A 17,386-nucleotide genomic window follows, 5' to 3' on the forward strand; every position below is an offset into this window, starting at 1 on the left:
GATGAGACGTTGCGCAATCGCTGGGGCATTCTTGCGATCCTGTTCGTCGTGCGCCTCACCATCGCGTTCCAGTTCCAGAGCGTGGCCGCAGTCGCGCCGTTGCTACAACAGACCTTTGGCGTCGGGCTCGCCGATATCGGCATCCTGATCGGACTCTATTTCACCCCCGGCATCGTGCTGGCGCTGCCGGGCGGCGCGATCGGCCGGACTCTTGGCGACAAGCCGACGACGATCGCAGCGCTGCTGCTGATGACCGCGGGCAGCCTGGTCATGGCCACCACCGACATCTGGGGCTGGCAGATGGCGGGCCGGCTCGTCTCCGGCGCCGGCGGCGTGCTGCTGACGGTGCAGCTCACCAAGATGGGCACCGACTGGTTCGCCGGGAAGGAGATCGCCACCGCGATGGCGATCTTCSTCAACTCCTGGCCGGCCGGCGTCGCGATCTCGCTGCTGGTGCTGCCGGCGATCGGCACGGCCTATGGCGCGAGCGCGGTGTTCCTGGCGGCAGGCGCCCTCACCGCAATCGGTATTGTGCTGGTCACGCTCTATCAGTCGCCGCCGGGTGCCACAGTCAGCGCGGCCGGCCCAGGCCGGCTCGACCCCCTCGCGCTGCTGGCGGTGATCGTCGCGGGCCTGATCTGGGGACTCTTTAATGTCGGCTTCGCCATGATCTTCTCGTTCGGCCCCTCCCTGCTCGCCGAGCGCGGCTGGAGCATTGCTGCGGCAGGCTCCGCGATCAGCCTCGTGATGTGGCTGTCGGTGATCTCGGTGCCGGCAGGCGGCTATCTCGCCGACCGCTTCAAGCGTCCGCTCACGCTCGCGACCGCAGCCAGCCTCATCGTGGCCGGGCTGCTTGCCTGGTTGCCGCGATCGGATGCGGTGATCACGGTCCTCGTCCTGATCGGCCTGATCGGCGGCCATCCGGCCGGCCCGATCATGAGCCTGGCCGCCCGCGTGCTCGCGCCGGAAACAAGGGCGATCGGCATGGGCGTGTTCTACACTCTCTTCTATGCCGCGATGATGCTGGGACCGGCGGTCGCCGGCCGGCTGGCCAAATCGGCCGGGACGGCCGCGGTGGCACTCGACCTCGGCGCGCTGACGGTGCTGGCCTGCCCGCCGCTGATGTGGCTTTTCGAGCGCATTGTGTCTGTCCGTAATCGACGCGCCCAATCCTAACGCGGCGTTAACCCTGTGCACCTTAGGGTCGTCCCGGACTCCGCCAGGCGGGGGGTCGGGTTGTGAAAATGGCGTTGGCGAACAAAAAATTTCTTCCGGCCGCCGAGGAACGACGGCGTTTCCAGCGGGTGAAGGTTCACCTGCTCGGCCGCTACATGCTGCCGGACCGCCGGGAATTCCCCTGCCAGGTCATCAACATGTCGCCGGGCGGACTAGCGCTTCTGGCCCCCGGCATCGGCAATGTCGGCGACCGCGTCGTCGCCTATCTCGACCATATCGGCCGGGTCGAGGGCAAGATCACCCGCATCATCGACAACGGCTTCGCCATGACGGTCGGGGCGACGCCGCGCAAGCGCGACAAGCTGGCGGCCCAGCTGACCTGGCTTGCCAACCGCGACATCCTCAATCTGCCGGAGGATCGCCGCCACGACCGTATCGTGCCGCGCAACCCGATCGCGGTGCTGACGCTCGAGGACGGCACCAAGATGACCTGCCGCATCATCGACCTCTCGCTGTCTGGTGCCGCCATTGCCGCGGAGAACCGCCCGCCGGTGAAATCGATCGTGCTGCTCGGCCGGGTCCAGGGCCGCGTGGTCCGAAACCTCGAGGACGGCTTCGCGCTGGAGTTCATGCACGAGCAGCCGATAGAGACTCTCGAAGAGAGCGTTACCGCGCGGTAAAGCGCAAGGACGCTAAAACGCCTGTATTTCCAGCCCTGAAGGCGGCTTCCGCGATGCGGACGCCGCCTTTTTCGTGTCCGGCGACCGCCTCGCGCGGGTTAACGCGAGGGCCGCGTGCGCGCGCAAACAACMGTTCCGCCAGCGTTTCCGCGTTAATAGATAAAATTTGAATCAATTGAAGTCATTTCAAATCTTAGTCGAATTCGATTCAAGTATAGATCGAATTCATCGCGCCTTTTACTTGTATTCGTCTCGACKTGACTTGGCCGACTTAGCGGCAACTCAAAAGCTCCATGCGAAATGTGGTCCCAACAAGAAACGGGGGCCGCAATGTTGGACTTCAGGGGACAGGGGAAAGGGCTGGCACTGGCTGCCATGCTCTTCGGGATCAGCGCGGCAGCGCAGGCCGGCGAAGGCCGTCTGCTCTACGCGAGCCTCGGCGACACCACGCGTGCGCCGATCGGCTGGGTCGAGTTCTGTGCGGATAATGCCGCCCAGTGCCAGGGCGCGCCGACGCAACCGCGCGACATCGTGATGTCGCAGGCCGCATGGCGCGACCTCGTCAAGGTCAATCGCTGGGTCAACGAGACCGTCAAGCCTTTGACCGACCAGGAGCACTGGGGCGTGATCGAGAAGTGGTCGCTGCCGACCGACGGTTACGGCGATTGTGAAGACTACGTGCTGCTGAAGCGCAAGATGCTGATCGATGCCGGATGRCCGCGCGAGGCCCTGCTCATCACCGTCGTGCGGGACAAGAAGGGCGAAGGACACGCGGTGCTGACGGTGAAGACCGACAAGGGCGAGTTCGTTCTCGACAATCAGAACGAGAACGTCGTTGCCTGGACGGAGACCGGCTACCGCTTCGTCAAGCGCCAGTCACAGAGCGATCCCAACGTCTGGGTCTCGCTCGGCGACACCAAGCCGGCGGTCTCCACCGCCAGCGCCAAGAACTAGCAGTCAGGAAAACGAGTTACGCGGCCCGGTCACATCCCCACCCCTCCCCGTCCCAGACCGGTTCGCGCGCGGCCAGCCATCCCCCAATGGCTGGCCGCAACTTTTTTGGGGAGAGCAATCAGCCCTGCGACGACCAGGGCACGCGTGCCGCAGTGAAATCGCGCCACGTGCGTTGCAAAGCGGGCTGCACGCCGATCGATGCACGGGCCTGCCAGCCGGCGATCGCCGCGGCCGCGATGGCGCTGTCGGGTTCAGTACCGAGCCCATCGAGCAGCGATGCCGTGACCGCCATGTCGTTGAAAGCGCCAAGCTCCTCCTGCAAGGCTGCGAGCCCGCGCGAGAAACGTCGCGCCGACTTGCGATCCTCGTACAGTGGCAGCAGGAACTCGCTGAGATAGCGCAGCCGCTTGGTCGCGAGCCGCACCCGGTGCAGCTCCTCGGCAGGAAGCGACTTGAAGCGGCGGCCGCGCTTGAGCACCTTGGCGTATTGCTCCGACAAGATGCGCCGCGCGAAGTCGACGGCAGGTTCGGCCAGCTGGCCGAGATCTTCGGCGGCAACGTCGTTGCGCCAGCCTCGCGTCTCGATCCAGTTTCCGAGACCGATCAGGAACACGGCGCAGCGGCGATCGTCGAGCGCATCATGCGCCTTGCGATAGGCGTCCGACTGGCGCTCGGCCGCAGCCCGGCCCAGCGCATCGAAGCCGGCGACCAACGGACAGGCCTGTGCGATCGTCGGCAAGGTCTCGAGCTGGAACACGTCCCAATCACGCGCGGCGGAGAGGTCTTGCGCCAGCCATTTGACCTCCGACCGCAGCACGTCGAGATTGCTGAGCGTACCGACCGATCGCATCAGGTCGAGCGCCGATCGCAGCCGGCGCAGCGAGACGCGGAGTTGATGCACGCCTTCCGGGTTGCGCCCGTCCTCGGCCGCCGGCAGCGACTGAAGCAGATGGAGGAAGCAGGAGCGCAGGATCGTCGCGAAGGCCTCGTCGAGCGTGACCGACGCATCGAGGCGAAGTTTTCGCGGGCGACGTGCCGGGGGCGGCTCATCGGCGGCAAGATCAAAGCCGCGCGCCGACTTGGTACGGATAGACGGCTTCACCGCACCCTGCTCCGCGAGCCGCAGCGCGACCTCATAGATCGTGCTGGCGCTGCCGCTCTTCAGCTCAAGCTCGATCTCGCTCACCTGTAGCGTGCGATCGCCAGCCGTCAGCTCGCCTTGATCGAAGGCGATTTCGACCGCGCCGGACGGCAAGTCGATCATCCTCGCATGACGACGGATGTCGGCGGTGAAGACGGCTTCGAGCGGCTGCGTCACGAGGTGGCTACGAAGCTTCTCCGGAATGAAGGGCATCGCCAGAGCGAGATCGGGCGCAAGCGACGACACGCTCGCCTCCCACTCGCCACGACGCAACGGATCGTCCGCGGCGTCCGTCTTCACCGTCTGCACGAAGCGCGCGCCGCTCTGGCGGACACGCAGGCTCAGGCCATTGCGCCGAAGCAGGCGCTCGGCCGTGTCGTAATAGACCGACTTGAGATGCTTGCGCGTGCCCTTGTTGCGCGCGTTGGCCGTGATGACCGGCGCGGCGTTGAAATGCGCCATGCGATCGGCATCGACGAGAAGCTTGAGCTCGATCTCACCGGCGGGACGCGCAGCAGTGCCGGACTGGGCAGGCTCCGGTGCAGGCGTCGTGTCTTGCGATGGCGTCTGATCAATCACAGCGCCTTCGACGATCGCATGTTCCGGGTCGGGCTCGGCTGCGTCACGTTGCCTGAGGAAGCCGGCGACGACGTCCGTTCTCTTGTTGCTGTCCTTGGGGACAGGATTCCCATCCGGCGCGCTCATGGTTTTGCGAGCCGGCGTAGCGTCTGATTTCAACATTTCCGGTGACATGACGGTTTGATGACAGAGCGCAGCATATAGCTCGTCAGGCCCACAAGGAATAGTAACGTTACGTCGCAACGCATCATCGTCCACATGCGACACGCGCGACGCTAAAGATCGGGCGGAACTGTCATAATTCGTCTGGCGTGACGAATTAAATTGCCGCCGCGTACAGTAAGTGATCGAATTGATAGCGAATCTCGGCGTTCTCGAAACCGAGATGAACGCGTCAGCGAGCTTGACTCATGCTAGCAGAAAAATTCTTTCTGGTTTTGGAGACGCTCAGAAGTCACGCCTCCGATGGTGACAGGCCGGAGATTGTGACAAGCCCCGCGCGGCCTCCTGCGCTCCCGGAGATCGCAAAAGGCTCTCGACCAGGAAAGCCGGTTCCCGACGAGCGCGACTAGAAGCGATTGAATTTCGCGGGCTCACACCTGCCCAGCGCGCATCAATGCGCGAGCCTGTTCTTGTAGATCCTGCCGTCCTTCATGATCACCACAAAATTCTTCGCGGGATCTTCGACCAGCTTGATGTCGTCGAGCGGATTGCCGTCGACCAGCAGGAGATCGGCGAGCGCGCCCTCCTCGACCACGCCGAGCTTGCCGGGATAGGGATTGCGCAGGCCCGAAAGGCTCAAGAGTTCAGCGTTGGTCGACGTCGCCATCGTCAGCGCTTCGGCCGGCGTGTACCAGCGCGTCAGTGCGGCCAGCATCGAGCCCTGCTTGTCCGCCAATGCCTTCGAGAACAGGACGTCAGTGCCGAACGCGGTCTTGATCTTGTACTTCTTCGCCAGCGCATAGACGCGGTCGGTGCCGGCAACCACCTGCCGCATCTTGTCCTGTTCCGAAGGCCCGAGCGCGGCAGCCATGGACATATCCAGGAACGGCTGCGTGCTGAGCCAGATTCCCTTCTCCGCCATCAGCTTCGCGCTCGCCTCGTCCATGAGATGACCGTGCTCGATGCATCTCACGCCGGCTGCGATCGAGCGCTGGATCGCGACCGGCGTATAGGCGTGCGTGGCGACATAGGTACCCCAATTGTCCGCGGCCTCGACAGCGGCGCGCAGCTCGGGCTCGGTGAAGGTGGAGACATCGAGCGGACTGAAGGGCGATGCGACGCCGCCGCCCGCCGTGAGCTTGACCTGCGACGCGCCTTGCATCAGTTGCTCGCGCGCGCGCACGCGCACCTCGTCCGGGCTGTCGGCGACCAGGCTGCCGCCGATCAGCTCCATGCGGCTGAGCATGCCGCCGATGGTTCGCGGCAGATCGGTGAGCTGGCGGAAATCGCCATGACCGCCGGTGATGGTGATGATGGCGCCGGACGGATAGATGCGCGGACCGGCGACGAGACCCTCGTCGATGGCCCGCTTGAGGCCGAAACTCGGCCCGCCCATGTCGCGTATAGTGGTGAAGCCGCGCATCAGCGTCGCTGTCGCCTCGCTGGCGGCGAGCAGATTGTTGTAGCCGACATCGCCGAGGGCCGCGGCCGGCGTCGGGCGCACCAGCATCGCGTGCCAATGCGCGTCGATCAGTCCCGGCATCAGCACCCGGCCGCCGCCGTCGATCACCTGACCGGTGGCCGCGATGTCGGTGGTGGAAATCTTCTCGATCTTCCTGTTCCTGATCAGGACGTTGGACGCGGCCGAGAGCGTGGCATTCTTTCCGTCGAAGATCCGAACGTCGCGGAACAGGACGGCGGAGTCCTGCTGGGCTTGTAAGGGCAACGGGCTACCGAGGCTTCCAATCGACACAAGCAATGCGGCGGCTCTGAAGAGTCCGGCCGGCGTGGTCCAACCCCACATGTCCAATCTCCACGCAGATCCGGGCGAACGCCAGCCAGCTGACACCGCGGGATGCAGCTATGGATTGATGCCTGCAAACCGCATCGAGTCAATTTGCAACCACAGGGAGGTTTTGCAAATCAGCCATACGGACGCGAAGAGAAGCGTCCCCATCAAGTTGGATAGGCGAATGGGTAAGTGCACCTGTCGCACTCGCGTCGAACTCAAATTAAAACGCACTATCGATTTCGACCCGCCAGCAACGGTAGATTGCAACTTTCTCGCTCGGGAGTACGATCCTGCGCGGTCTACGCGACTTGAGCCGCTGGGCAGGAGGGCTTGCGGTCGTCTGTAGAATTCAAATGACGAGGCGTAACATGGTGGCGCAAACGAGTGACGGACGCATCCTGCTGGCCAAGAAGCTCGGCGGGCTCATCGCAATCATCTTGGGATGCCTGCTGACGGCCGTAGGCGTGACGTTCGAATACAGCGGCATGACTTTCGTCGGCGTGTTGTTGCTCGTCCTCGGAGCCGTCCTGCTGGTGCTCAAGATCATGAGGCGAAATCAGGAACGTCCGTTCTGACAGACGGCAGGCGGTCACACGCCCAGCACGTCGGCGAGCCGCAACTCGTCGGCGGCGGGATCCTTCAAGAACAGCTCGGCCTCGATCTCGTCCAGATGTGACAGCATCTGCACGCGCGCAGCCTGCTTGTCGCGCTTGCGGATCGCGGCGACGATGCCGGCGTGATGATCGGTGCCACAGGCCGGCGTGTCGTGGCGGCGGTAGAGCAGGATGATGAGCGAGGAGCGCGCGATCAGCTCTTTCAGGAAGCCGAGATAGATGCTGTGGCCGCTCATCTCCGCGACGAGGCGATGAAACTCGCCGGAGAGCCGGACCGAGGCGCGCGCGTCACCGCGCAGCTCCGCCTCGCGCTCCTCGGTGAGATGTTGCTGGAGGCGGTCGATCCAGGCCGGGGACACCGCATCGATCGCGTGATCGACGATGGTTGGCTCGATCAGGCGACGCGCCTCGAACACTTCACGGGCATCGCCCGGCGTCGGCCGCGCGACGAAGGCACCGCGGTTCTTCTCGATGTTGACGATGCCCTCATGCGCAAGCTGCTGGAGCGCTGTGCGGACCAGCGTGCGGCTCGCGCCGTAGATCTCGCCGATCTCGTCCTCGCCGAGCTTCGTGCCCGGCAGCAGGCGATGCTCGAGGATCGCGGCGGTCACCCCCTCCCTGATACGGCTGACGCGATCGCTTGCATCTGGCGCGTCGGATTTCGGGTGAGTCTTGGCGGCCATCAGTTCGAAGGGTTGGGTGTGAGGGCTCGATCGGCGACGTTCGGCCTTGAATGTTAGCCGACGACCTGTATCCAATCACAGGCGAAAGTTTATACAATCCACGCCCGTTTTGTGTGCAGCGAGGCAGGCGGGTGCCGGGACGGCCGAAGGCGGCGGATTCGATCTAACGACCTGACTCTGCTGCACAGTTCTGGAATTCAGCCGGCCAAGGGCGGTTGGCACGGACCTTGCGGAGAGACGGGAGCATCGCCCCTCCCTTGGACACGCCATGGCCACTCCCGCCGCTCTCGAACTGGTCGCCGTCACCAAGCGCTACGACACGACGCTGGCGGTCGACACCGTCAATTTGAAGATCCCGGCCGGGACCTATTGCTGCCTGCTCGGCCCCTCCGGCTGCGGCAAGACCTCGACCTTGCGCATGATCGCAGGCCACGAGGCGGTCAGCAAAGGCGACATCATTCTCGGTGCGCAGAACGTGACCGACCTCGAGCCCGCCAAGCGCGGCACGGCGATGATGTTCCAGTCCTACGCGCTGTTTCCGCATCTGACCGTGCTCGACAACGTGGCGTTTGCGCTCAAAATGCGCGGCGTCGACCGCGCGACCAGGCACAGGCGCGCCGGCGAATTGCTCGAGCTGGTGGCAATGACACCCTATGCGGGCCGGCTCCCGGCCCAACTCTCCGGCGGCCAGCAGCAGCGCGTGGCGCTGGCTCGCGCACTGATCACCGAGCCGCAGATCCTGCTGCTCGACGAGCCGCTCTCCGCGCTCGATCCGTTCCTGCGGGTGAGGATGCGCGGCGAGTTGAAGCGCCTTCAGCGCGAGCTCGGCATCAGCTTCATCCAGGTCACCCACGGCCAGGAAGAAGCGATGGCGCTCGCCGACCACATCGTGGTGATGAACCAGGGCAGGATCGAACAGCAAGGCACCGCGCGCGAGATCTTCCACCGCCCCCGCACCGAATTCGTGGCGCGCTTCATCGGCGGCCACAACGTCCTCAGCGACGCCGGAAACCTCATCGCCGTGCGCGCCGATCAGCTCGGCATCGCGCCGTTCGCCGAGGGCGCGTTYGGCGCACCGGCGCTGCTGACCCAGACCGAGTACCAGGGCTCCTACATCGCCGTCTCGCTCACGCTCGACGACGGCACCGCCCTGTTCTCCCACCTCCCCGAGGCCGCCTTCGACGTCCACCCGTTCCGTCCGGGCGATCGCGTGCTGGCCACCTGGGATCCCGCCAAGGCGCAACGCCTGCAATAGCGCCGATCGATCACTGGAATGCGCAACAGAGGAGTGACTGATATGACCGAGACCACCAGGACGAAGGGCGTCAGCCGCCGCACGCTGCTCAAGGGCACCGCGGGTCTCGCGGGCCTCGCCGCCGGCTCCGGCGCCATCACCGGCTTTCCCTATGTGAAATCGGCCGATGCGAAGGTGCTGCGCTATCTCGGCACCGCCGTGAACGAAGGCGACGACATCTCCAAGCAGTGCCTCAAGGACACCGGCATCAAGATCGAATACATCACCGCGACCACCGACGACGTCACCAAGCGCGTGATGACCCAGCCCAACTCCTTCGACGTGCTCGACACCGAATATTTCTCGCTGAAGAAGATCGTGCCGTCGGGCAACATCCTTGCCCTCGATGCCAAGAAGATCAAGGAATTCGACAACATCACGCCGGTCTTCACCAAGGGCGAGACGCCCGGCGGCAAGAAGATCGGCGGCCAGGGCACGGCGCCCTGGAAGGTGCTCTATCTCGAAGGCAAGGACTCCAAGAAGTTCGCGACGTCGGCGACCGAGTTCGTCACGCTGATCCCGACCGTCTACAACGCCGACACGCTCGGCATTCGTCCCGACCTGATCAAGCGCCCGATCAGCTCGTGGTCGGAGCTGCTCAATCCCGAATTCAAGGGCAAGGCCTCGATCCTCAACATCCCCTCGATCGGCATCATGGATGCCGCGATGGTCGTGGAAGCCACCGGCAAGTACAAATATGCCGACAAGGGCAACATGACCAAGGAAGAGATCGATCTCACCATGAAGGTGATGACCGAGGCCAAGAAGGCGGGGCAATTCCGCGCCTTCTGGAAGGACTTCAACGAGAGCGTCAACCTGATGGCCTCCGGCGAGACCGTGATCCAGTCGATGTGGTCGCCGGCCGTGACGAAGGTGCGCTCGATGGGCATCCCCTGCACCTTCCAGCCGCTCAAGGAAGGCTATCGCTCCTGGGCCTCGGGCTTCTGCGTCTCCAAGGGCGTGTCGGGTGCAAAGCTCGAATGGGCCTATGAGTTCGTGAACTGGTTCCTGTCCGGCTATGCCGGTGCCTATCTCAACCGCCAGGGCTATTACTCCGCCGTGCTCTCGACCGCGAAGGCGCACATGGAGCCGTACGAGTGGGCGTACTGGATGGAAGGCAAGCCGGCCGAGAAGGACATCAAGGCGCCCGACGGCTCGCTGCTCGAGAAGGCCGGCGCAGTGCGTGACGGCGGCTCCTACGAGGACCGCATGGGCGGCGTCGCCTGCTGGAACGCCGTGATGGACGAGAACGACTACATGGTCCGCAAGTGGAACGAGTTCATCGCGGCCTAACGTGATGGACACGTCAGAGGACATCCTGCAACAGGCGTCCCCGGGATTGATCCCGGGGTCGGGCACGGCGCGCGCCGCGAAAGCGACGCGCCTGTCGCCCTCCTTCATCTCCTGGCTCCAGGCCGGGCCGATGATGCTGGTGTTTCTCGCCTTCTTCTTGATCCCTCTGGTCTTCGTCGTCATCGTCTCGTTCTGGGACTACAACGAATACCAGCTGCTGCCGGCCTTCTCCGGCCGCGGCTACACCGACACGTTCGAGGGCTGCATCGCGCAGCTCCCCGATCTCTGCACCATCGCCAAGACCTATCTGAAGACGCTGAAGCTGTGCTTCCTGGTCTGGGTCATCACGCTCTTCATCGGCTTCTGGGTCGCCTACTTCCTCGCCTTCCACGTCAAGTCCAAGACCTGGCAGATGGGATTGTCGCTGCTCTGCACGATCCCGTTCTGGACCTCCAACGTCATCCGCATGATCGCCTGGATCCCGCTGCTCGGACGCAACGGCCTCGTGAACTCCGGACTGGTCAAGAGCGGATTGATCAACCATCCGCTGGAATGGCTGCTGTTCTCCGAATTCTCCGTGGTGCTGGCGCTGGTCCACCTCTTCACCTTCTTCATGGTGGTGCCGATCTTCAATTCGATGGTTCGCATCGACAAGTCGCTGATCGAGGCGGCCTATGATGCCGGTGCCACCGGCTTCCAGACGCTGGTCAACGTCATCATCCCGCTCTCCAAGCCCGGCATCGTGATCGGCTCGATCTTCGTCATCACCATTGTGATGGGCGACTTCATCACCATCGGCGTGATGGGCGGCCAGCAGATCGCCGCCGCCGGCAAGATCATCGAGACGCGGGTGAACGCGCTGCAGTTCCCGGCTGCGGCCGCGAACGCCGTGATCCTGCTCATCATCACCTTCCTGATCATCACCATGATGTCGCGCATCGTCGACATCAAGAAGGAGCTCTAGAGCATGAAGGAGGGACGCCCGCGCTCGTTCTACGTGCTCGCGATCTTCTTCGCGGCCTATGTGCTGTTTCTCTACGGCCCGATGATCGCGATCTACGTCCTCTCGTTCCAGGGGCCGCAGGGCGGCCTCACCTTCCCGATGAACGGCGTGTCGACCTTCTGGATCGCAAAACTGTTCCAGGGCACCGGCATCGTCGATCTCGGCGCGGCCTTCCGACGCTCGCTGCTGCTTGGCCTGATCGTGATGGTTGTGACCGTCGTGCTGTCGGTCGCCGCCGGCATGGCCTTCCGCCGCAAGTTCAAGGCGCAGAGCATTCTATTTTACTCGGCGATCGCGAGCCTGATCGTGCCCTCGATCATCACCTCGCTCGGCATCTCGCTTGAATTCCGCATCATCGACGATTTGATCAAGGCGCATTGGAACGAGAATTTCGAGACCTCGATGGGCCTGCTGACCTCGGGCTTAGGTGCGCACCTGACCTGGACGCTGCCGTTCGGCCTGCTGATCATGTTCGCGATCTTCAACCGCTTCGATCCCAGGCTCGAGGAAGCCGCGCGCGATCTCGGCGCGACGCCGTGGCAGGCCTTCCGTCATGTCGTGCTGCCGATCATCCTGCCCTCCGTGATCGGCATCGGCCTGTTCGGCTTCACGCTGTCCTGGGACGAGCTCGCCCGCTCCAGCCAGGCGATCGGGGCGGTGAACACGCTGCCGCTCGATCTCCAGGGCCTCACCACCACCGTGACGAACCCCGACATCTACGCGCTCGGCACCGTGATCTCGGCGGTGTCGTTCACCGTGATCGCCCTTGCACTCGGCACCATCCACATGCTCAACAAACGGCAGGCGGCCAAGGGCTCGGATGCCGGCCAAGGGCTTGTCTGACAAGGGGCTTGTCTGAACTGATGCGGCTGCACGTCGTCAATCCCAACACCACCGCGTCGATGACGGCGAAGATCGCCGCTGCCGCACGCAGCGTCGCCCTGCCCGACACATTGATCGACGCGCGCCAGCCCGGGATGGGCCCGGTCTCGATCGAGGGCTTTTACGACGAGGCCTTCGCCGTGCCCGGCATGCTCGGCTGCATCCGCGACGCCGACCGCGACGGCGCCGACGCCCACATCATCGCCTGCTTCGACGACACCGGCCTCGACGCCGCGCGTGCCGCCGCGAAAGCGCCGGTGATCGGCATCGGGGAAGCCGGCTTCCACATGGCGAGCCTGATCGCGGCGCGCTTTGCCGTGGTGACGACGCTCGGTGTCTCCATCGTGCCGATCGAGCATAATCTACGGAAATACGGTCTCGCCGAGCGCTRCGCTCGCGTCCGTGCCGCCGAGGTCCCGGTGCTCGCGCTCGAGGAGCGCAATACTGATGCCCTCGGCAAGATCTCCGCGGAGATCACCGCCGCGGTCCGCGACGATCGGGCGGAAGCCGTCGTGCTCGGCTGCGCCGGCATGGCTGATCTCGCCGCCGAGCTCGCCGCCACACATGGCCTGCCCGTGGTCGACGGCGTCGCCGCGGCGGTCACGCTGGCAGAATCACTGGTGCGGCTGGGACTGAAAACCTCCCGACTCGGGCCCTATGCGGCGCCGCGCTCGAAGACCTATTCCGGACCGTTTTCGTCGTTCCAGCCTTGATCCCGGCTCTTTTCGAGGACCTTCAGGGGTCCCAAGACCAGCTGATTGCTGGATTTTTGTCGTTAGCCTCTTTTTGGTCCCATTTGTTGCCGAATGGTAACACTTTCGGGACGTCCCGGCGACCTCTGGTTGCCGCACTTCGCCACTCACCAAGTTTCAATTTGGGTTTTGTCAGCGATGATCGATCTCGCCCAGGACAGGCCGTCCAACCCCCTCTTTCGCCTTGGCGCGCAGCCGATTGCGCTGACCGCCGCAGCCCTCCTGCTCCTCATCGCCGGCGTGACCTCGATTGCGATCTGGCGCACCTATACCGGCGCAACTCCTGAGACCGACCGGGTGGTGGCGTCGCGGCAGCTCCAGGCCCGCACGGCCCAGGCCTCCGAGCAACTCGTCGAGAAGACCAAGGGTCTGGAGGCGACCCAGCAGGAATCGATCGACCAGCTCCAGGTCGTGCAGGACCAGCTCCAGACGGTGAAGAAGCTGCTCGCATTCCAGCAGGCCGACACCAAGCGACTGTCCGAGCAGGTCACGACGCTGAACGAGTCCATCGACAGCCTTCGGCAGTCCTTTGCCAGCGCCCGGGCCACGGAGGCGGAGACACCCTCGGTTACCCGCAGGAAACCGTCGCGCCGTGTTCACGCCAGTGCCCGCAAGCGCTCGCGCGGCTAGCCGGGTCAGGGTCTGCGACTTAAATTTTTCCACATGTGAACTGGATCACATTCCCCCGTATGATTCCGCGCCATGCTGGCGGTTACCGGATGGCGTGAGCCGATTTCAATGTCCGGGGCTGGCAAGGTCGTTGACGGTATACTGCGTCAACGGCCTTGTTCTTTAATGGGTCCAGTCTTTTGGTAGATCTGGCTTCTTAGTCTGGCTGAGCCTCGCGGCCGCTATTCGCAGACATCCACGCGGCGGACACGCCAGCCTGCCGGCGTCATGACGCGCTTCCGCACGACATAGCAGCCACCATAACCGCCATCGTCAGAGCCGGTACCATAGTAATAGGGATCGCCGTAACCATAGCCGTAGCCGTAATAGCCGCCATAGTAGCCGGCGCCGGCGATACCTGCCCCGATCGCCACTCCGGGCCAGAAGCCGCCGCCACGCCAGTGGCCGCCATGGCCCCAGCCGCCACCATGGCCCCAGCCGCCGCCGCCGTGGCCCCAGCCACCATGACCGAAACCGCCCCGCGCCTCAGCCGCCTGCGGCGCCGACAAGCCGACTGCCGCAACGGCCAAGGCCGCCATCATCATCTTCCGTAACATCACTCGATCCTCCGCGTGGAGACGTTCCACGCTCAAAGCGGGACCAAGCTAACGTCAGCCGCGCCTTCCTGACAGCCTCACTGTCTCACTTCCGCGCGAGCATTAGCAGCCGCAGCAGATGAGCAGCTTGTTCTCGGCATTGACGGCGGACCCTGCCAAGCGGGCTGCGCGTTCCAAAGCCAGACAGGCCAAATCACGATGACCGATCGCGACCCTTTTGCAGAGGGCGAACGCGCCGCGCGCGAGAACATCCCGGCCGAAGCCGATCCCTACTCGGACGGCAGCGATGACCACGCGCTGTGGTCGGCGGCCACGAGAAGGTCGCAGGCACCATGGAAGCCCGCGAGTCCGAAGGCAACTAGCCGATCCGCTTCAGGCCTTTCTGGAAGCGCGGGCCGTTGGCCACGTAGAACCTCGCTGCACTCCCCATCTTCTGCACCTGGGCGTCGTCGAGCGTGCGGATCACGCGCGCGGGCGAGCCGATGATCAGGGAGCGTTCGGGAAATTCCTTGCCCTCGGTGATGACCGAGCCCGCGCCGACGATGCTGTTGCGGCCGATCTTCGCGCCGTTCATCACGATCGAGCCCATCCCGACGAGCGCGCCCTCCTCGATCGTGCAGCCGTGCAGGATGACGTTGTGGCCGACGGTGCAGTTCTTGCCGATGACCAGGGGAAAGCCGAGGTCGGTGTGGCAGGTCGAGCCATCCTGCACATTGGCGCCCTCGCCGATCTCGATCCATTCATTGTCGCCGCGCAGCACGGCGCCGAACCAGACGCTCGCACCCGGCTTCAGGCGCACGCGGCCGATCACGGTCGCGGTTTCGGCGATGAAGTAATTCCCGTCGGCCGGAAGATCCGGTGCCTGTCCGTCGAGTTCGTAGATCGCCATGGGGTTCTCCTGTCGCATCAACCCCAGCCATAGCGAAACGGCGACGCTGAGGCAAAGGGCCCCCGCGCCACGCAGGGGACGCAGAGTATCCCTGGGGAACGCAGAGCGTCCCGGGCAACGGAAGCGTCAGACCAGAACGCCGGCGGCGCGTAGCGTCATCAGGAAGAAGGTGCCGCTCATCATGCTCCAGAAGCCGGCGATGACGGTCGCCATCATCACGAATTCGACGCGGCGGCTTTCCACCCGCATGCCACGCAACGTGTTGCGCATGATGATGAAGGGCGCCGCGAAGACTAGGAACGGAACCGCGGCAAACGTCTTCGGCGCCACGCCGTCCTGCAACAGGCCGAAACCGGCGGGCCGCTGGGCAAACGCCTGGTATCCGTTCACGAGCGCTCCTGCGAGCGCGAAACCGATGCAGATCGAGAACAGAGAATTGAAGGCTTCAGGTGTCATCGGAACGGTCCGCCCTTACGCAACGCCGGAGCCTTCCTGTGACAAAGAGTGCCGGTTAACGCTACATTATCCTTAAGGGAAGGTTAACGTCGGTGGCCGATCCGCGCAGGGCCCTCCCCCGTCCCGGCGGCCGGGAACGCTCCGCGAATTCGCCGCCGCATGGCATATTCGCCGCTGATTCGTCGGCCACCGGCCGACTTCCCGGTTCGACTTGCGCAAGCTCATGACGATGTTTTCGGCAGCTCCCCTTCGGTCCTCCAGGACGCACCCTCGGGCGCATGTCGTCCCGATCGTGCTCGGCGGCATTGCGGCGCTGGGCGCGGTGGCGCTCGTCGCCTATTTGCTGTGGCCGACCTGGGGCTCGGGCGGCGCGAATGCTCCGGACCGGCTGCCGGTGAGCGTCGGCGGCACGCTGTTCAACGTTCCCACGACCGCGATCAGGATGAAGATCCAGCGGCACTCCGGGCCGCAGGAGCGCATCGATCTCGACTTCCTCTACCCTTCGCTTGAGCCGCCGGGCGCGCCGAAACATGTCACCGCCGACACCGTGGAAGAGGCGATGCAACCGATCGACCGTGTCTTCCTCTCGATATCGGCGCATCACGATGCGCTGGCGCCGGAGCAGCGAACAGCCACGATCTATCCGCGCTATCTCGACCAGGCCGCGACCAGTGCGGCGGACGGCCTGACGATGCGGATGTTCCGCGCCGACACGCCCTATGGCAGCGAGGACTTCTATTCCGCGACAAGCCCCGCGCTGACCGCACGCTGCACGCGCGATGCCGCCACGCCCGGCATGTGCCTCTCCGAACGCCGTGTCGGCGGCGCCGATCTCACCTTCCGTTTTCCGCGGAGCTGGCTGTCGCAATGGCGCGATGTCGCCGAAGCGCAGGACAGGCTGTCAGCGCAATTGCGCGGACCGAAGGGATGAGCGCGGATCGCTTTGCGCCGCATTGACCGGCTGATAGGCTCGTCGCCAACAACATCAAGCGCGGCGATCGACGTGACCGATGCAGCAGCAAACCTGCCTCCGGGCGCCCAATTGTTGGGGCGCGAATGGCTCGGCTTTGACGAGGGCGGGCGGGCCTTGATCCGCTTCCAGGCTCAGCCCGCGTTCACCAACAGGCACGGCACGATCCAGGGCGGCTTCCTCGCGGCGATGCTGGACTCTGCCACCGGGATTGGCGCGCTGGCAGCGCTGTCTCCCGACCTGACAGTGGTCACCAGAAGTCTGGATACGCGCTTCCTGAAGCCTGCAGCGGTCGGAGCCATCACGGCACACGCGCGCGTTGTCGAACGGACCGATCGCGATATGGTCGTGCAGGCCGAGCTCGTCGATGCGAACGGCATCACTGTCGCTGATGCCACGGCGCGGCTGCGCATTCTCGCGAAGAAATAGAACTACGGAACCGCGGAGTTAACGTTCGTCATTGCGAGCAGAGCGAAGCAATCCAGAATCCCTCCGCGGAAAGATCCTGGATTGCTTCGCTTCGCTCGCAATGACGGAGAGAGAAACTATTCCTGATCGACGAGATCGTCCTCGAGGATCGCCATCTGGAATTGGAACGAGCGATCATCATCCTCGTCATCGACGAAGAGCACGCCGATGAACTCCTCGCCGATATAGACCTCGGCGGAATCATCCTTCTTCGGCCGCGGCACGACGCGGATCTTGGGATTGCCGAATACGCGCTTCAGATACGCGTCGAGCTTCCTTACTTCCTTGACGTCCACGGCAAGTCTCCAATCGAAATCTGGGTTGGCGGGGTTTTAGGACGAGACGCGACGAACCGCCAGCATGAATTGCCAA

At 64.2% G+C, this 17,386-nt stretch carries 19 protein-coding genes; 12 read left to right on the forward strand and 7 right to left on the reverse strand.

Annotated elements, in window-relative coordinates:
- Positions 1-9 precede the first annotated feature (9 nt).
- The 3 genes from AB4Z51_RS25295 (at position 10) to AB4Z51_RS25305 (ending at position 2,810) form a co-directional block, all read left to right on the forward strand.
- On the forward strand, positions 10-1,176 hold the full coding sequence (locus AB4Z51_RS25295) for an MFS transporter (RefSeq protein WP_441498226.1): 1,167 nt from the start codon (positions 10-12) through the stop codon (positions 1,174-1,176).
- A 68-nt stretch (positions 1,177-1,244) separates the two neighbouring features.
- Positions 1,245-1,856 carry a PilZ domain-containing protein gene (locus tag AB4Z51_RS25300; RefSeq protein WP_063982484.1) on the forward strand — a complete coding sequence of 204 codons (612 nt, stop codon included), beginning with the start codon at positions 1,245-1,247 and terminating at the stop codon, positions 1,854-1,856.
- A 330-nt stretch (positions 1,857-2,186) separates the two neighbouring features.
- Entirely contained in the window at positions 2,187-2,810 is a 624-nt protein-coding gene (locus AB4Z51_RS25305; protein ID WP_441498227.1) for a transglutaminase-like cysteine peptidase, read from the forward strand.
- Positions 2,811-2,928: 118 nt separating this feature from the next.
- On the opposite strand, the gene AB4Z51_RS25310 is transcribed toward AB4Z51_RS25305, so the two are convergent.
- Both AB4Z51_RS25310 and AB4Z51_RS25315 read right to left on the reverse strand, forming a co-directional pair.
- Positions 2,929-4,692 carry a CYTH and CHAD domain-containing protein gene (locus tag AB4Z51_RS25310; protein WP_135216643.1) on the reverse strand — a complete coding sequence of 588 codons (1,764 nt, stop codon included), beginning with the start codon at positions 4,690-4,692 and terminating at the stop codon, positions 2,929-2,931.
- 451 nt (positions 4,693-5,143) lie between these two features.
- Entirely contained in the window at positions 5,144-6,496 is a 1,353-nt protein-coding gene (locus AB4Z51_RS25315; RefSeq protein ID WP_441498228.1) for an amidohydrolase family protein, read from the reverse strand.
- 356 nt (positions 6,497-6,852) lie between these two features.
- Between AB4Z51_RS25315 and AB4Z51_RS25320 the strand changes: the two genes are divergently transcribed.
- Positions 6,853-7,059: a hypothetical protein gene (locus AB4Z51_RS25320; protein ID WP_063982481.1), complete on the forward strand. Its 207-nt coding sequence runs from the start codon at positions 6,853-6,855 to the stop codon at positions 7,057-7,059.
- A gap of 14 nt (positions 7,060-7,073) precedes the next feature.
- Here the strand turns inward: AB4Z51_RS25320 and AB4Z51_RS25325 are convergent, their stop codons facing one another.
- Positions 7,074-7,781 carry a GntR family transcriptional regulator gene (locus tag AB4Z51_RS25325; protein ID WP_441498229.1) on the reverse strand — a complete coding sequence of 236 codons (708 nt, stop codon included), beginning with the start codon at positions 7,779-7,781 and terminating at the stop codon, positions 7,074-7,076.
- Positions 7,782-8,049: 268 nt separating this feature from the next.
- On the opposite strand from AB4Z51_RS25325, the gene AB4Z51_RS25330 reads away from it, so the two are divergent.
- The 6 genes from AB4Z51_RS25330 to AB4Z51_RS25355 all read left to right on the forward strand — a co-directional run bounded on the left by AB4Z51_RS25330 (position 8,050) and on the right by AB4Z51_RS25355 (position 13,635).
- Positions 8,050-9,036 (forward strand): ABC transporter ATP-binding protein, encoded by a 987-nt coding sequence (locus tag AB4Z51_RS25330; protein ID WP_063982479.1) that lies wholly within the window; start codon positions 8,050-8,052, stop codon positions 9,034-9,036.
- Positions 9,037-9,078: 42 nt separating this feature from the next.
- Positions 9,079-10,368, forward strand: coding sequence for an ABC transporter substrate-binding protein (locus tag AB4Z51_RS25335; RefSeq protein ID WP_028150047.1), 1,290 nt, complete (start codon positions 9,079-9,081; stop codon positions 10,366-10,368).
- Positions 10,369-10,372: 4 nt separating this feature from the next.
- Positions 10,373-11,332 carry an ABC transporter permease gene (locus AB4Z51_RS25340; RefSeq protein WP_038945489.1) on the forward strand — a complete coding sequence of 320 codons (960 nt, stop codon included), beginning with the start codon at positions 10,373-10,375 and terminating at the stop codon, positions 11,330-11,332.
- 3 nt (positions 11,333-11,335) lie between these two features.
- Positions 11,336-12,214 carry an ABC transporter permease gene (locus tag AB4Z51_RS25345; protein WP_063982477.1) on the forward strand — a complete coding sequence of 293 codons (879 nt, stop codon included), beginning with the start codon at positions 11,336-11,338 and terminating at the stop codon, positions 12,212-12,214.
- 20 nt (positions 12,215-12,234) lie between these two features.
- Complete coding sequence (locus AB4Z51_RS25350) at positions 12,235-12,966, forward strand: aspartate/glutamate racemase family protein (protein WP_441498249.1); 732 nt, start codon at positions 12,235-12,237, stop codon at positions 12,964-12,966.
- Positions 12,967-13,143: 177 nt separating this feature from the next.
- Complete coding sequence (locus AB4Z51_RS25355; protein WP_441498230.1) at positions 13,144-13,635, forward strand: hypothetical protein; 492 nt, start codon at positions 13,144-13,146, stop codon at positions 13,633-13,635.
- A 221-nt stretch (positions 13,636-13,856) separates the two neighbouring features.
- Here the strand turns inward: AB4Z51_RS25355 and AB4Z51_RS25360 are convergent, their stop codons facing one another.
- The 3 genes from AB4Z51_RS25360 to AB4Z51_RS25370 all read right to left on the reverse strand — a co-directional run bounded on the left by AB4Z51_RS25360 (position 13,857) and on the right by AB4Z51_RS25370 (position 15,576).
- Complete coding sequence (locus AB4Z51_RS25360; RefSeq protein WP_441498231.1) at positions 13,857-14,231, reverse strand: hypothetical protein; 375 nt, start codon at positions 14,229-14,231, stop codon at positions 13,857-13,859.
- A gap of 358 nt (positions 14,232-14,589) precedes the next feature.
- On the reverse strand, positions 14,590-15,120 hold the full coding sequence (locus tag AB4Z51_RS25365; protein WP_041958647.1) for a gamma carbonic anhydrase family protein: 531 nt from the start codon (positions 15,118-15,120) through the stop codon (positions 14,590-14,592).
- A gap of 126 nt (positions 15,121-15,246) precedes the next feature.
- Positions 15,247-15,576, reverse strand: a complete 330-nt coding sequence (locus AB4Z51_RS25370; RefSeq protein ID WP_014494286.1) for a DUF6949 family protein — start codon at positions 15,574-15,576, stop codon at positions 15,247-15,249.
- 223 nt (positions 15,577-15,799) lie between these two features.
- Here AB4Z51_RS25370 and AB4Z51_RS25375 point away from each other — a divergent pair, with 223 nt between their 5' ends.
- On the forward strand, positions 15,800-16,507 hold the full coding sequence (locus AB4Z51_RS25375) for a hypothetical protein (protein WP_135216636.1): 708 nt from the start codon (positions 15,800-15,802) through the stop codon (positions 16,505-16,507).
- Between the two features lie 12 nt (positions 16,508-16,519).
- Positions 16,520-16,975, forward strand: coding sequence for a PaaI family thioesterase (locus AB4Z51_RS25380; RefSeq protein ID WP_244623397.1), 456 nt, complete (start codon positions 16,520-16,522; stop codon positions 16,973-16,975).
- Positions 16,976-17,091: 116 nt separating this feature from the next.
- Here the strand turns inward: AB4Z51_RS25380 and AB4Z51_RS25385 are convergent, their stop codons facing one another.
- Positions 17,092-17,310: a DUF3126 family protein gene (locus AB4Z51_RS25385; RefSeq protein ID WP_007602550.1), complete on the reverse strand. Its 219-nt coding sequence runs from the start codon at positions 17,308-17,310 to the stop codon at positions 17,092-17,094.
- Positions 17,311-17,386: the final 76 nt, after the last annotated feature.

The organism is Bradyrhizobium sp. 2TAF36, from assembly GCF_052114925.1.
In the GTDB taxonomy this organism is placed as follows: Bacteria; Pseudomonadota; Alphaproteobacteria; order Rhizobiales; family Xanthobacteraceae; genus Bradyrhizobium; species Bradyrhizobium barranii.

Coding starts and splice junctions, on each gene's coding strand:
- AB4Z51_RS25300 (WP_063982484.1), top strand. CDS start 1,245: ATGGCGTTGGCGAACAAAAAATTTCTTCCGGCCGCCGAGGAACGACGG.
- AB4Z51_RS25310 (WP_135216643.1), bottom strand. CDS start 4,692: ATGTTGAAATCAGACGCTACGCCGGCTCGCAAAACCATGAGCGCGCCG.
- AB4Z51_RS25315 (WP_441498228.1), bottom strand. CDS start 6,496: ATGTGGGGTTGGACCACGCCGGCCGGACTCTTCAGAGCCGCCGCATTG.
- AB4Z51_RS25320 (WP_063982481.1), top strand. CDS start 6,853: ATGGTGGCGCAAACGAGTGACGGACGCATCCTGCTGGCCAAGAAGCTC.
- AB4Z51_RS25325 (WP_441498229.1), bottom strand. CDS start 7,781: ATGGCCGCCAAGACTCACCCGAAATCCGACGCGCCAGATGCAAGCGAT.
- AB4Z51_RS25335 (WP_028150047.1), top strand. CDS start 9,079: ATGACCGAGACCACCAGGACGAAGGGCGTCAGCCGCCGCACGCTGCTC.
- AB4Z51_RS25340 (WP_038945489.1), top strand. CDS start 10,373: ATGGACACGTCAGAGGACATCCTGCAACAGGCGTCCCCGGGATTGATC.
- AB4Z51_RS25345 (WP_063982477.1), top strand. CDS start 11,336: ATGAAGGAGGGACGCCCGCGCTCGTTCTACGTGCTCGCGATCTTCTTC.
- AB4Z51_RS25355 (WP_441498230.1), top strand. CDS start 13,144: ATGATCGATCTCGCCCAGGACAGGCCGTCCAACCCCCTCTTTCGCCTT.
- AB4Z51_RS25360 (WP_441498231.1), bottom strand. CDS start 14,231: ATGTTACGGAAGATGATGATGGCGGCCTTGGCCGTTGCGGCAGTCGGC.
- AB4Z51_RS25365 (WP_041958647.1), bottom strand. CDS start 15,120: ATGGCGATCTACGAACTCGACGGACAGGCACCGGATCTTCCGGCCGAC.
- AB4Z51_RS25370 (WP_014494286.1), bottom strand. CDS start 15,576: ATGACACCTGAAGCCTTCAATTCTCTGTTCTCGATCTGCATCGGTTTC.
- AB4Z51_RS25375 (WP_135216636.1), top strand. CDS start 15,800: ATGACGATGTTTTCGGCAGCTCCCCTTCGGTCCTCCAGGACGCACCCT.